The organism is Synechococcus sp. H55.7, from assembly GCF_047462395.1.
Taxonomy (GTDB): Bacteria; Cyanobacteriota; Cyanobacteriia; order Thermostichales; family Thermostichaceae; genus Thermostichus.
Map to the genome: position 1 here is coordinate 103693 of NZ_JANSJD010000009.1, position 12767 is coordinate 116459.

Consider the following 12767-nt stretch of genomic DNA (forward strand, 5'->3'; position numbering starts at 1 on the left):
AAATTGGATAGACTGAGGATCGCTTGTGAACGGCGTAACCGAAGGGTTTTTCATGCAGCTTCATCTCAGCGAGCCACCACTCACTCAAGGGGAATGTGCCCTGGTCTACTGCTTTGCGGCTTCTGGCGGAAATGGCCGCCTACCTCTGCCCCCTGAGATCGCCTCTTGGGATGAAAAGGTGTGGTCGGGTCTGGTGGCGGAAACAGTACAGGAGCAAGGGTTTCAGGGCAAGCCGAACAGCAGTGTTGCCCTGCGCCTGACCGGAGAGCTCCGCAAACTGGTGCTGGTGGGGCTGGGGGATCCCGCTGCCCTGACGCTAGAAGCCCTACGACGGGCCACAGCCAACGGCCTGCGCCAGGCTCATGGCTTAAAAGCCAAGCGGGTGATGCTGTCTTTGCCGGAGACGGGGTTGGATCGGGTACGTGTGGTTCAGGCGGTGGCCGAAGCCTGCCTATTGGTGGCGCACCGGGACAATCGATTTAAATCTTCAGCCAAACAGGAAGAGGAAAACAGCTTTTCTGTGCAGGAGGTAACCCTCTTGGTGCCGGGGTTGGCCCAGGCTCGCCCCGATTACGAAGCCGCGCTGCAGCGGGCTACTGAAATGGCTGCAGGGACGATCTTGGCTCGGGAATTGGTGGCTGCCCCCGCCAACATCGTTACTCCTCTGGCCCTGGCCGATACGGCCCGCCAACTGGCTCAGGAATACGGTCTAGAGGCGGAGATCTTGGGGCAGGAAGAATGTGAAGCTCTGGGGATGGGGGCCTTTCTGGGTGTGGCCAAAGCCTCTGATCTGCCGCCCCGGTTCATCCACCTCACCTACAAGCCGTCACAAGGGGATCCCGTCACCAAATTGGCACTGGTGGGCAAGGGGCTGACCTTCGATTCGGGTGGATTAAACATCAAAACCGACTCCCGCAGCATCGCCATGATGAAAACCGATATGGGGGGAGCAGCGGCGGTTTTGGGGGCTGCGCGGGCCTTGGCCGCCCTCAAGCCTCAAGCGGAGCTGCACTTCATTGTCGCCGCCACGGAAAACATGATCAGCGGCCATGCCATCCATCCGGGGGATATCCTCACCGCTTCCAACCAAAAGACCATCGAGGTTAACAACACCGACGCAGAAGGTCGCCTTACCCTGGCGGATGCACTGGTATTTGCAGAAAAGCTGGGCGTCGATGCCATTCTCGACCTGGCTACCCTGACCGGTGCCTGCGTGGTTGCCCTGGGGGAAGAAATTGCCGGATTGTTCACCCAAGATGAGACGCTGGCCCAGGAGCTGCAGCAAGCTGCCAACCTCTCAGGAGAAAAAATCTGGCGAATGCCGATGGAGGAGGGCTATTTCGAGGGCCTCAGCTCGATTGTGGCCGACATGAAAAACACCGGCCCCCGCTCAGGGGGATCCATCACCGCCGCCCTGTTCCTGAAGCAGTTTGTGGAGAAAACTCCTTGGGCCCACCTGGATATAGCAGGCCCCGTTTGGACAGAGAAGGATGCAGGCTACAACAACAAAGGGGCCACCGGCTATGGGGTGCGCACGCTGGTGGAGTGGGTCTTGGCGCGCAGCTCATAACTCCGCCTTGGGGCCCTGCAAAATCACCAAAATCTCCCGGTTTGCCCTGCGGAGTTTTTGGAATCTACGCTCTTGTCTGGATAGCGAGCGAGATGGGATCTCGCCGCGATGGCCGCCTGCTGGCTGCTTTAGCCGACGTGAGCGGTGGGGTTGACCAGGCCAATTACTTGGGTGTAAGCGCCGCGAGCCTGGGTCACCCCGATGGCGCGCTCGGCTTTTTCGAGCATGGGGCGGCGCAGGCTGACCACCAAAAATTGTGCCTGGCGGGATTGCTGCCAGATCATGTCGGCCAACTTTTCCACGTTGGCCCCATCCAAAAACATGTCCACTTCGTCAAAGGCATAAAAGCTGGAGGGGCGAAACCGTTGCAACGCAAAAATAAAGCTGAGGGCCGTCAAGGATTTTTCTCCGCCCGACATGGCGCTGAGACGACGCACCGGCTTGCCTTTGGGGCGGGCCACCAGGGTCAGACCTCCAGCCAAAGGATCCTCTGGGTTTTCCAATTCCAAGTAGCCCTCGCCCTCGGAAAGCTGGGCAAAGATGGTCTGGAAATGGCTGTTGATGGCATGGAAGGCATCCAAAAACGCTTGGCGGCGCAGAGTAGAAAAGTTCTCGATGCGCAGCAGCAATTCGGTGCGCTCTTGGTGCAGGGTTGCCAGTTTGGCGCTGAGATCCCCTAGGCGGGCTTGGGTCTGTTCGTATTCGGCGATGGCCAACATGTTCACCGGCTCCAGGGATCGCAATTGCTCTTCGATTTTGCGTTTTTGCTGCTGCAGCTCGTCTAGGGTCAGGTGGGGGGGCAAGGGGGGAAGGGGATGCGGCAGCGCTTGGGCCGCAGCTTGCAGTTGGGTTTGCAGTTGGGCCAGGATGGCCTCTTTTTCTTGCTGTTGGGTGAGGGCGTTGTAGCGTTCCCATTCCAGGCGTTGGAGCTGCTGCTGTTGGGCGCGCAGTTGAAATTCCTGCCGCTCTCGCTCTTGGCGCAGGTGGGCGAGGCGGGCTTCAATCTGGCCCATCTGTTGCCGTTGCTCGGCAATGTGCTGCTGGATTTGGGCGAGAGTGGCCTGGGCCTGGGCGATTTGCTCTTGAAGTTGGGCCTGACGCCGTTCGCCCTCTTGCAGGCGCTCCTGGTGGTGCTGGATCTGGGCCTGCTTCAGGTGTTGCTGGCTGAGGTTCTCCTGTTGCTGTCGCTCCAGGTGGGCCAGGTGGTGTTGCAGCTCCGCCAGGTGGCTCTCCTGCTGCTGCACCGTCTGCTGCAGTTGCTGCCAGTGCTGGTTGACCGGGGATCCCTCCAGTTGGCTGAGCTTGAGGGTGAGGTCGGCCAGGCGCTGTTGCAAGGGATCCCAGCGGAGTTGAATCTGGTGCAGCCGCTGCTGGATCTGGTGGCTTTCGCTTTGCCATTGCGTCAGGGATCCCTGTAGGTGTTGCAGGCGGGCCTGCTGGTTTTGGCAATCGGCCTGGTGTCGCTCCAGATATTGCCGGGCTTGCAGGGCATCCTGGCGGGCCAGGAGCAGGGTCTGGGCCAGTTGTTTTTCGCGGGCTTGGGCGGCTTTTAGGCGAGGGGTGAGGGCGGCCAGCAGCGCTTCCAGATCGGCCAGGCGGGCGCGCAGGGCTTCCCCTTCCGAGTGTTCGCCGGCAGAAAAATGGATCCCCTGTCGCTGCGGGCTGGTGCCGCCGCTGATGGCCCCTGAGGTTTCCAGCAGCTCCCCTTCCAGGGTGACCATGCGGTGCTGGCCGATGTAGGGCCGGGCCAGCTCCAGGCTCTGGAAAACCAGGGTGGATCCGAGCACAAAGCCAAAAACATCTCGGTAGCGCTCTTCAAAGTGCACCAAACGAATGGCGTAGTCGATCAGACCGTTTAAGTTGAGGGGGGCGGGCGGGCGGGCGGGCGGCAGCTTGTTCAGAGGCAAAAAGGTGGCGCGCCCCAGTTTTTCCCGCTTTAAGAGGTTGATGGCGCTGACGGCGACGCTGTCATCTTCCACCACCACAAAGTGCAGTCGGTTGCCTGCCGCGATCTCCAGCGCCAGTTGATACTGGGGATCCACCTGCCCCAACTGGGCCACCAATCCCAAAACCCCCGGCAGGCGGGCGCTCAGGATGGCCTGGGTGGCGCGGGATCCCTGGGATTCTTGCAGCACTTGGCGGCGGGTCTCCCATTTGTCCAGTTGCCGCTGCTTGGCGTGGAACTCGGCGGCCAGCCGTTCGTGGGTGGCGCGATCCAACTCCAGGTTGGATTGCAGTTGCGCCAGCTCTTGGGCCAGGGCCTGCACCTGGGCTTCCGACTGCCGGCAGGCCTGTTCCAGCTCGGCGGTGAGGGCCAGGTGGGATCCCAGCCACGTCTCGATCTGGGCGATCTCCGCCTGGGTCTCCTGGCTTTGCCGTTCCAGTTGCCGTTGTCGCTCTTGCAAGCGAATTTGCTCCTGCTGCAGAGGCTCCTGTTCGGCGCGGATCTCTTCGAGGTGGCGGGTGAGGTAGCGCTGCTGCTTGACCCAGGCCTCGGCAGATTGGGCCAGGGCCCGCAGTTGTTCGCGGCTTTGCTCCAGGCTGATTCGGGCTTTCTGCACCTGGGCTTGCAGGGATCCCTGGGCTTGGGCCAGTTGCTCCTGTTGGCTTTGCAGGTGTTCCAGCTCTGTCTGCAGGTGCTGCTGTTGGGTTTGGCGCTCCTGCTGCAGGCGCTGCGCTTGCTCGATTTCCTGCTGCCAGGCTGCGATCTGTTGGCTGAGCTGTTGCCGTTGCACTTCGGCGGCAGCGATCTGGGCCTGCAGGTGCAGGTATTCTTCCTCCCCCAGGGCGTGGATGCGGCTTTGCAGCTCGCTCAGGGCGGCTTCGGCCTGCTGCAACTGCTCGCTCAAGGTCTGCACCTGAGCAGTGGCTTGCTCCTGAGCTGCCAAAAGCTGACGAATGGCTGCCTGGGTTGCTTCCACTTGGGCTTGCAAATGCCGCCAGAGCAACACCTGTTGCTGCTGCTCCAGCGTTTGCCACTGCAGCCGCAGTTGCTGGTACTGCTGCGCCTTTTCGCTCTCCTTGAGCAGCCGCTCTCTTTGGGCTTGCCATTCCTGCTCGATGAGCCGGAAGCGTTCAATTTGTTCTCGCACCCCCTCCAGCTTGGCGTTGGCCTGGGCGATCTTGCGGTCGAAGGTGGCCACCCCCGCCAATTCGTCGAGGATCTGCCGCCGCTCCTTGGAGTTCATGGAGATGATGCTGGTAACATCCCCCTGCAAGACAACGTTGTAGCCGTTGGGGTAGATGTGCATCGCCTCCAGTTGCTCGTGCAGCTCGCTCAGGGTGCAGGGCACATCGTTGATGTAGAAGGTGCTGGTGTAGGGCAGGGAGTCGGGATCCTCCCCCTTGCCGGGGCTGACCCGCAGCCGACGGCTGACTTTCCATTCTCTGGGCTGGCCATCTTCTCCCGGCCCCAGATCGAAGGTGACGGAAACGTGGGTCTCCACCCGCCGGTTGCTGTTGAGGCTGCCGGAATGCACCAGATCCGAAAGCCTCTCTGCCCGCATCCCCCGTGAGGAAGACAGCCCCAGCGCAAATAGGATCCCATCCAGGATGTTAGACTTGCCGGAGCCGTTGGGGCCGGAGATGACCGTAAAACCCGGCAACAGGGGCAGCGAAGTCGTGCTGCCAAACGACTTGAATCGGGTCAGCTCGATCCGCTTGATGTACATCCCACCCCATATCTGGTGCAACCAGCAGCAGATGATGGCACCAGGCTAGCACGGGTAGTGCAGCCTGCCCAGCCTCTAAGAAGGCCCAGGATCTGGGCTTGGATCGACGAGCAGATCGGCCTTTTGCAAAAGACGATGCACCTCTGCCTGTAGCTCTGGCCACTTGTAGGTGAGCAGGTTGGGCTTGGGGATGAGCAGCAACTGGTAGCCAGGCTTTAGGTTTGGACAGAGAGGCCGTATGGCCTCCCGCAGGCGACGCCGCAGCCGGTTCCGCCGTACCGCCGATTTGCTCACTTTTTTGCTAACTGCCAACCCCACCTGGCTGGGGATCCCTTCACACCCTGGGGGCATCGGCTGAAACAGAAGGGTCAAGCCCGCACCGGAACGACGCTGCCCCGCTTGGTAAAGCGCCTGGAAAGCTCGCCGATCCCGCAAGCGATAAGGAGCAGGCAGCATGGTGGCGGATCCCACCCTGAATTCAACAAAGGGCCCTGCCCTTAAAGCCGGATCGCGCCTCAAGAAACAGCCAGGCGATAACGCCCCTTGGCCCGCCGCCGCCGCAAGACCTGCCGCCCGGTTGCTGTGCGCATTCTGGCCCGAAACCCAGAGACGCGAATGCGTCTGCGATTGGTGCCATGAAGGGTACGCTGAGTCATGGTGTAGACCCACTCATCATGTCAACAAGGCCTGCTGCGGCTGGTGAGGGGGAAGCCCAGTCCACTTGCAGACAATCAGCAAGGTGCCATTCTAGCAGGCTCGACGGAAAATTGCTAGATTGGCCGCCCCACGCCGAGCAGCTAAATTGGGAATCCCAAGTCCAAGTCGAGAGAGCAGAGGCACTGGGTTGGCGCCCCTGTTCTCTTTGGGCTTTGGCTGTGTCGTTCTGGGTGTGTGGTGTGGATATCTCCCTAGATCAACTCTGGGACGAAGCTCTGGGGCATCTACAGGTGCAGCTCAGCCGTCCAACCTTTGAGGCTTGGATCAAGACGGCGCGGCCTGAGTCGTTGGTGGACAATCGCCTCACCATCTCGACTCCTAGCGAATGGGCGCGGGGCTGGCTGCAAAAGCACTACGCCTCCACCATCACTGAGGTGGTGCAGCGGGTGGCCGGGATCCCTTTACAGGTGGAGTTTTCGGTTTCCCCCTACGCTTTGGTTGAGGAAGAAGCTCCTTCAACGGCTGTGGCCTCAACCTCCCGCGAGGCCGGCAGCTTACCTGCCCCCGCCACCCTAGGACTGGAAGTCGGCGGCAGCCTGCCGATGCGAGCGCCAGATCTCAACCCTAAGTATTCCTTCTCACGGTTTGTGGTCGGCCCCAACAACCGCATGGCTCATGCTGCGGCCTTGGCCGTAGCCGACAAGCCTGGGCGCGCCTATAACCCGCTGTTTCTCTGCGGCGGAGTAGGGCTAGGCAAAACCCACCTGATGCAGGCCATCGGCCACTACCAACTGGAGGCCAATCCTCAGGCGAAGGTCTTTTACGTGTCCACCGAGCGCTTTACCAACGATTTAATCGATGCCATCCGGCGAGACAGCATGCAGTCTTTCCGGGAGCACTATCGAGATGTGGATATTTTATTGGTGGACGACATTCAATTTATCGAAGGCAAAGAGTACACCCAAGAGGAGTTTTTCCACACCTTTAATACGCTGCACGAATCGGGCAAACAGATCGTGCTGGCCGCCGACCGATCCCCTCACCTGATCCCTCGTCTGCAGGAGCGGCTCTGTTCTCGGTTTTCGATGGGCTTGATTGCAGAAATTCAATCGCCGGATATCGAGACCCGCATGGCCATCCTTAAGAAAAAAGCCGAGTACGAGGGGATGAATCTACCAGCTGAGGTGATCGAATACATTGCCACCACCTACACCAGCAACATTCGCGAGCTGGAAGGCGCCCTCATCCGCGCCGTCGCCTACGTCTCCATTTCTGGCCTGCCGATGAGCGTGGAGACCATTCAACCCATCCTCAATCCACCCAGCGAGCCGAAAGAGATCACCGCCGATATGATTATCGAAGTCATCTGTGAAGAATTCGGTGTTGACCGGGAGAGCTTATTGGGATCCTCCCGCAAGCGCGACATCAGCCAAGCGCGGCAAATTGCTATGTTCCTGATGCGCCACTACACCCATCTCAGCTTGCCCAAAATTGGCGATTATTTTGGCGGGAAAGACCACACCACCGTTCTCTATAGCTGTGAAAAAGTTCGCCAGTTGCAGCGAGAGAATCTACAATTTGAGCGGCAACTGCAAAAGTTGGCCGAGCGCCTGCGGGTTGTTGCCCACAGCCGAAAGAGCTAGGTTTTCCGTTGTCATTGAGCCGCCCCCGGTTCTCCGCTGTCCCGTTTTCTGTGGAGGATCCCTCTCGAAGCAGCTAGAGTTAAAAACGGGATAGGCGAGGGTTGCAGTTGGTGGAGCGATCTGGCAAAGGGCTTTGCTTGGGTCTGTTGCTCCTCGGGGCCGAGCTGACGCCAGGGTGGCCAGTTTGGGCCAATTCGACGCAAGCAAGTCTTCCAGATCCTATGCCGGCCCCGCTCTCAGCCGCTTTGGATTTGGGGCTGGAGGGCCAAGTTCTGGAAAATAGCCCGGTGCTGCGCCGCTGGCTGCAAAATCCACCCAATCTCCTGGAAGAAATCCGCAATACCCCCGTCCTGCCCACCCGCCTGCAGGCCGGTTTCGAGTCCTCCTCTCACTGGCGAATCAGCCTGCAGGACTTGCGCCTGGCCGATCGCCTCACCCTCAGCGGTGACTATCGCCAATCTTCCGAACATCCAGAAGTGCGCCAGTACGGGTCGGAGATGCGCTACTTTCTGGCCCCTATGGGATCCCCTTTCAATCTGGCACCACAACTGGGCTATCGAGCCTTGGAACAGAAAAACCGCAGCCTCAGCGGCGTTAGCTATGGGGCTTTTGCCGTTTTGGCCCTGGCGCCCGGAGCGGCAGACTTGACCGGCAGCTACAGTTGGGTTGCCCCTCAGGAAGAAGGACAAGCCACCCTGGCGGAGATCACCGCTGCCTACGCCATCAGCCCTTCCTTTCGCCTTTCTGCTCGCTATAGCTTGCGCAACTCGACCTTGGCACAGGAATCCAGCTTTGGCTTTGGCCTGGAGTGGATCCCTTAGTCGCCAGACCCGCTTTGGGCCCTCGGCGTCCTCCCCCCCAGTCCCAAGCATTGGAAGAGGGATTGGGGCCAAGGAACAGGCAGCGCAGAGCACGAGAAACGTCCTGAGCAGCTTCAAATAAAAACACCGCCTGGAGTCAGGATCCCTGACAGTGTTGACAAGGATCGGCAGCGATCAGCAACAAGCAAGCATTGGAAAAGGTTTAAAACCTGGAGCCCTATCTGGGATCGCGGGAACCTCCCGCCCAGGGTGGTGGGCCGCTTGCCGGACGAATCTCGATGACCTCACCGTTCTCGCGGGTGATCCGGTAAGCGTCGAAGTCTTCATCGTCGTACTTCCCCAGCACCGTAACCCGCTCGCCGGGCACCAGTTGGATCTGGCGGTACCAGCTTGGGCCGGCGTCAACAAGCAGTTGGCCCGTTCCATCGTCCAAAATAAACTTGTTGCCGAAAACGCTCGTGATCCGACCGGCAACCAAAACCCCGGTATAACGCTGGAGCTCACGAATAAGAACCTGAGCTTGCACAGGAGAACCCCCACCGCTAGTGCTAGAAAAGTCAGAGCAACATATCCAGGCGCAACCCTCATACAAAGAACCCCGACATTGTTAAAAACTGCCTCGGGTCTAACAATCCAAGAAGAACACGTCAACAAGCTTAAACGCAAATCAAAGATACCTTAACCCTAAATCGCGTCTTTGCTTCCCTAGGGCTCTCTTAACATTTTCGGGGATTTTGCAAGAGCTAAACTTCCTGTCCCAAACTTTTTTGCAAGCACGCTCCTACGGCGTTTAGTCAGCGGCTCCCCTCTCCGGTTCGGGAAGAGCTTTTCTGTCAATGCGGCGCATCGTCAGGGTGGCAATTTCTCTTCCTAAAGTCTCAGCTTTCTCTTCTATGTAGGATGTAAACAACGTGATCTCACCCGCCGTTCTAGTTTGAAGTTTGAGCTCGTAGAGCTTATACCCATCACTATCGACTTTTTCTATGAGGCTAATACTTTTGACATCCTCGAAGTCAACAAAAGTTTTTCTATTAGACAGCAAATTAATCTGGGTAACTATAACTTTTCTAAGCTGACCATTAATATCAACAGACTCATAGTTTATTATTAAAAATAACATAAAAAGAGGAATTAGACTAATGGATGAAAAGATAATGGCTGCAGAGAATGCATCCATAGATTTTGACGGAAGATCATGGTGGACAACGTTTAAACTTCCCTGGCCTTCGCCTAAGAACTGATTGATTTGCTCACTGGCCCATTGGGCGCGATTATTGCTATCGACCTCCACTCTATCCAAAATCCTTCCACTTGTGAACAGAATTAGGTAGTAGCTATAAGTATAAGACTTATCTCCCTCATCATCTATAAACTCTTCAACTTCGGTTTGATGTTCAGCTCCTGTAATTTCCGAGTAGATTTTGTTAGAAGGAGGAAAAATCCTAAGCTTGGGGATGGTTGTAAATTGACAATCCGCCATCCTAAATCCCCTCTTTACACAAGATATCTCTAGGCTATCTACACTAGCAGCCTGAAGAGTGGCAAATGAGAGGAAAGCAGATGCAACAAATATAAGTATAAAAAGCGAAAACCAGTCATTCTGCGAGCGTAATATTAGCCGATCCCTCTTTCTAACAATAGTGCTGGCCATCTTGGGCTACCCTAAACTTAGTTATAAACTAGCTCAGTTTTTTCTATTAGTGGTTAAGGACAGTTTAAGCTCCGAATTAAGTATCGAAAATGTTAAAGGCCTCAGCAGGTACCGGCAAAACGACCATCGAGTGGAGAAGACGAGATGAAAAGATGAAAAAACGAAGCGGGAACCGCCCAGGGCCCGTGGACGCGGATCCCAAGACTGCCTAAGATGAGTGAGGCATGTAAAGAAAACGCCACATTTCCCCCGTCGGCCCCCAGAACCGAGGAACCCCATGCTGCGACTGGAACACATCAGCAAGATCTACCCCACCGGCGAGGTGCTCAAGGACGTGACCTGGGAGGTCAAGCCCGGGGATCGCATCGGCTTGGTGGGCGTGAATGGGGCTGGCAAAACCACCCAGCTCAAGATCATTTGTGGGCAAGAAGACCCGACCAGCGGCGAGGTGATCCGCCCTGCCAACCTGCGCATCGTCTATCTCAGCCAGGAGTTTGAGGTGGATCCCGCCCGAACGGTGCGAGAGGAGCTGTGGACGGTCTTTCGGGAAGAAAGCCGCATCCAGTCGGAGATGGCCCAGGTCACCGGGCAGATGGAACAGGCGGATCCCGACACCTTAGAGTCCCTTCTGCGCCGTCTGGATCGCCTGCAGCGGCAATTTGAGAGCCTACACGGCTATGAACTGGCGGCCCGCATCGACAAAATCTTGCCGGAAATGGGATTTGAGCCGCAGGATGGGGATCGCCTGGTGAGCGCCTTCAGCGGCGGCTGGCAGATGCGCATCGCCTTGGGCAAGATTCTGCTACAGGAGCCGGATTTGCTGTTGCTGGACGAGCCCACCAACCACCTGGATTTGGAGACCATCGAGTGGCTGGAAAACTACCTCAAGAGCTTGACGATCCCTATGGTGATCGTCTCCCACGACCGCGAGTTTTTGGATCGACTTTGTACCCAAATTGTGGAGACAGAGCGAGGTGTTTCCAGAACCTACCTAGGCAATTATTCTCAATATCTGGCACAAAAAGCTGAGCAACGAGAAGCGCAACAGTCGGCTTACGAGCGACAACAAAAAGAGATCGAAAAGCAACAGGCCTTCATCGATCGCTTTCGGGCCAGCGCCACCCGCAGCACCCAGGCCAAGAGCCGCGAAAAACAACTAGAAAAAATCGCGCGCGTGGAAGCGCCGGTTGGCGATGTGCGCACCCTTAGGTTTCGCTTCCCTCCTGCCCCCCGCAGTGGCCGCGAGGTGGTGAAGATCGAAAACCTAACCCACATTTATGGCGACAAAATTCTATTTTTGGGCGCAGAACTGCTGATCGAACGCGGGGATCGCGTCGCCTTTTTAGGACCCAATGGGGCGGGAAAATCGACGCTGCTCCGCCTTATCACCGGCCTGGAGCAGCCGACCGAGGGATCCGCAAAATTGGGGCCCCACAATGTTATTCCTGCCTACTTTGAGCAAAATCAGGCAGAGGCTTTGGATCTGAACAAAACCGTGATCGATACAATTCATGACGAAGTCCCCGACTGGAACAATGAGGAAGTGCGCACGCTGCTGGGGCGCTTTCTCTTCAGCGGCGACGCTGTTTTTAAGAAAGTAGCAGCTTTGAGTGGGGGAGAAAAAGCCCGCTTGGCCCTGGCAAAAATGCTGCTGCAACCGGCCAATGTGTTGATCCTGGATGAGCCCACCAACCACCTGGATATTCCAGCCAAGGAGATGTTGGAAGAGGCTCTACAGCATTACGACGGCACGGCAATTCTGGTCTCTCATGATCGCTACTTTATCTCAAAAGTGGCCAATAAAATTGTCGAGATCCGCAACGGCGAGTTGGTAGCCTACCAGGGCGATTACCACTACTACTTGGAGAAGATTGCCGAAGAGAAAGAGAGAGCTCGACAAGAGCGGATTGCTGCTGAAAAAGCAGCCAAAGCTGCTGAAAAACGAGCCAAAGAGCGAGAAAAACAAAAAGCCAAAAAAGCAGCTGGCAAAGCTTAAGGAGGGCAGAGTCATGTTCACAGGTTTGGTGCGCAGTCTCGGCACAGCCCAGTTGATCAGTTCTTCACAGCTACGGGTTACCTGCCCAGAGCTACAGCCGCAGTTGGCCTACGGCGATAGCGTGGCGGTAGACGGCCTCTGCCTGACGGTGGTGGAGATTCTGCCCGATGGCTTTTTGGCCGATGTCTCGCCGGAAACGCTGCGCCGCTCGGTTTGGGGCCAGGGATCCCGCCCGCGCACGGTTAACCTCGAACCTTCCCTGCGCGTGGGAGACAAGCTGGGGGGACATTTCGTCAGCGGCCATATCGATGGAGTGGGACAACTGTGGGATCAGGTCGCCAGTGGCAACGCCTGGGAGCTGAGCTTCAAAGTTCCTGCGGAGATTGGGCGCTACATCGTGCCCAAAGGCAGCGTGGCGGTGAACGGCGTGAGCCTGACCATTGCCGAGGCGCGCCAGGGGGGCTGCTGGTTTAAGGTGGCGGTGATCCCGCAGACCTACCGCGAGACCAACCTCTCCCTGCTGCAGGTGGGGGATCCGGTGAACGTGGAGGCGGACATGCTGGGCAAGTATGTGGAAAAATTGTTGGGCCTGGCTCCGCCGGAGAGCGGCATTTCTCTGGAGTTTCTGGCCGAGCACGGCTACGTTTAACGTAAGGTGCGGAATTCCCCACCGTCTATACGGTGGGGATGGATAGCACCCTCTGACTGATTCTGGATGTATTGCTTCACAATTTCTAGGGAGCAAATCATGCCAAAGC

At 57.6% G+C, this 12767-nt stretch carries 10 protein-coding genes; 5 read left to right on the plus strand and 5 right to left on the minus strand.

All coding sequences use genetic code 11. The features are described 5' to 3' along the window. Positions 1 to 52: 52 nt before the first annotated feature. Positions 53 to 1570, plus strand: coding sequence for a leucyl aminopeptidase (locus tag NW851_RS06280; RefSeq protein ID WP_414337324.1), 1518 nt, complete (start codon positions 53 to 55; stop codon positions 1568 to 1570). A gap of 128 nt (positions 1571 to 1698) precedes the next feature. On the opposite strand, the gene smc is transcribed toward NW851_RS06280, so the two are convergent. From smc to rpmH, 3 genes are all read right to left on the minus strand, one after another. Continuing rightward, positions 1699 to 5241, minus strand: a complete 3543-nt coding sequence (gene smc / locus NW851_RS06285) for a chromosome segregation protein SMC (protein ID WP_414337316.1) — start codon at positions 5239 to 5241, stop codon at positions 1699 to 1701. A gap of 75 nt (positions 5242 to 5316) precedes the next feature. Further along, positions 5317 to 5697: a ribonuclease P protein component gene (gene rnpA, locus NW851_RS06290; RefSeq protein WP_414334703.1), complete on the minus strand. Its 381-nt coding sequence runs from the start codon at positions 5695 to 5697 to the stop codon at positions 5317 to 5319. 59 nt (positions 5698 to 5756) lie between these two features. After that, complete coding sequence (rpmH, locus tag NW851_RS06295; RefSeq protein WP_414337317.1) at positions 5757 to 5897, minus strand: 50S ribosomal protein L34; 141 nt, start codon at positions 5895 to 5897, stop codon at positions 5757 to 5759. 240 nt (positions 5898 to 6137) lie between these two features. On the opposite strand from rpmH, the gene dnaA reads away from it, so the two are divergent. After that, positions 6138 to 7541: a chromosomal replication initiator protein DnaA gene (gene dnaA, locus NW851_RS06300; protein WP_414337318.1), complete on the plus strand. Its 1404-nt coding sequence runs from the start codon at positions 6138 to 6140 to the stop codon at positions 7539 to 7541. Between the two features lie 221 nt (positions 7542 to 7762). Next, positions 7763 to 8362 (plus strand): hypothetical protein, encoded by a 600-nt coding sequence (locus NW851_RS06305; protein ID WP_414337319.1) that lies wholly within the window; start codon positions 7763 to 7765, stop codon positions 8360 to 8362. A gap of 217 nt (positions 8363 to 8579) precedes the next feature. On the opposite strand, the gene NW851_RS06310 is transcribed toward NW851_RS06305, so the two are convergent. Further along, positions 8580 to 8888 carry an OB-fold nucleic acid binding domain-containing protein gene (locus tag NW851_RS06310; RefSeq protein WP_414337320.1) on the minus strand — a complete coding sequence of 103 codons (309 nt, stop codon included), beginning with the start codon at positions 8886 to 8888 and terminating at the stop codon, positions 8580 to 8582. 264 nt (positions 8889 to 9152) lie between these two features. Then, the gene (locus NW851_RS06315; protein WP_414337321.1) at positions 9153 to 10013 is read right to left on the minus strand and encodes a hypothetical protein; all 861 of its coding nucleotides are present in this window, start codon (positions 10011 to 10013) and stop codon (positions 9153 to 9155) included. A 277-nt stretch (positions 10014 to 10290) separates the two neighbouring features. On the opposite strand from NW851_RS06315, the gene NW851_RS06320 reads away from it, so the two are divergent. Both NW851_RS06320 and NW851_RS06325 read left to right on the plus strand, forming a co-directional pair. Continuing rightward, positions 10291 to 12009: an ABC-F family ATP-binding cassette domain-containing protein gene (locus NW851_RS06320; RefSeq protein WP_414337322.1), complete on the plus strand. Its 1719-nt coding sequence runs from the start codon at positions 10291 to 10293 to the stop codon at positions 12007 to 12009. 13 nt (positions 12010 to 12022) lie between these two features. After that, entirely contained in the window at positions 12023 to 12658 is a 636-nt protein-coding gene (locus NW851_RS06325) for a riboflavin synthase (protein ID WP_414337323.1), read from the plus strand. Positions 12659 to 12767 lie beyond the last annotated feature (109 nt).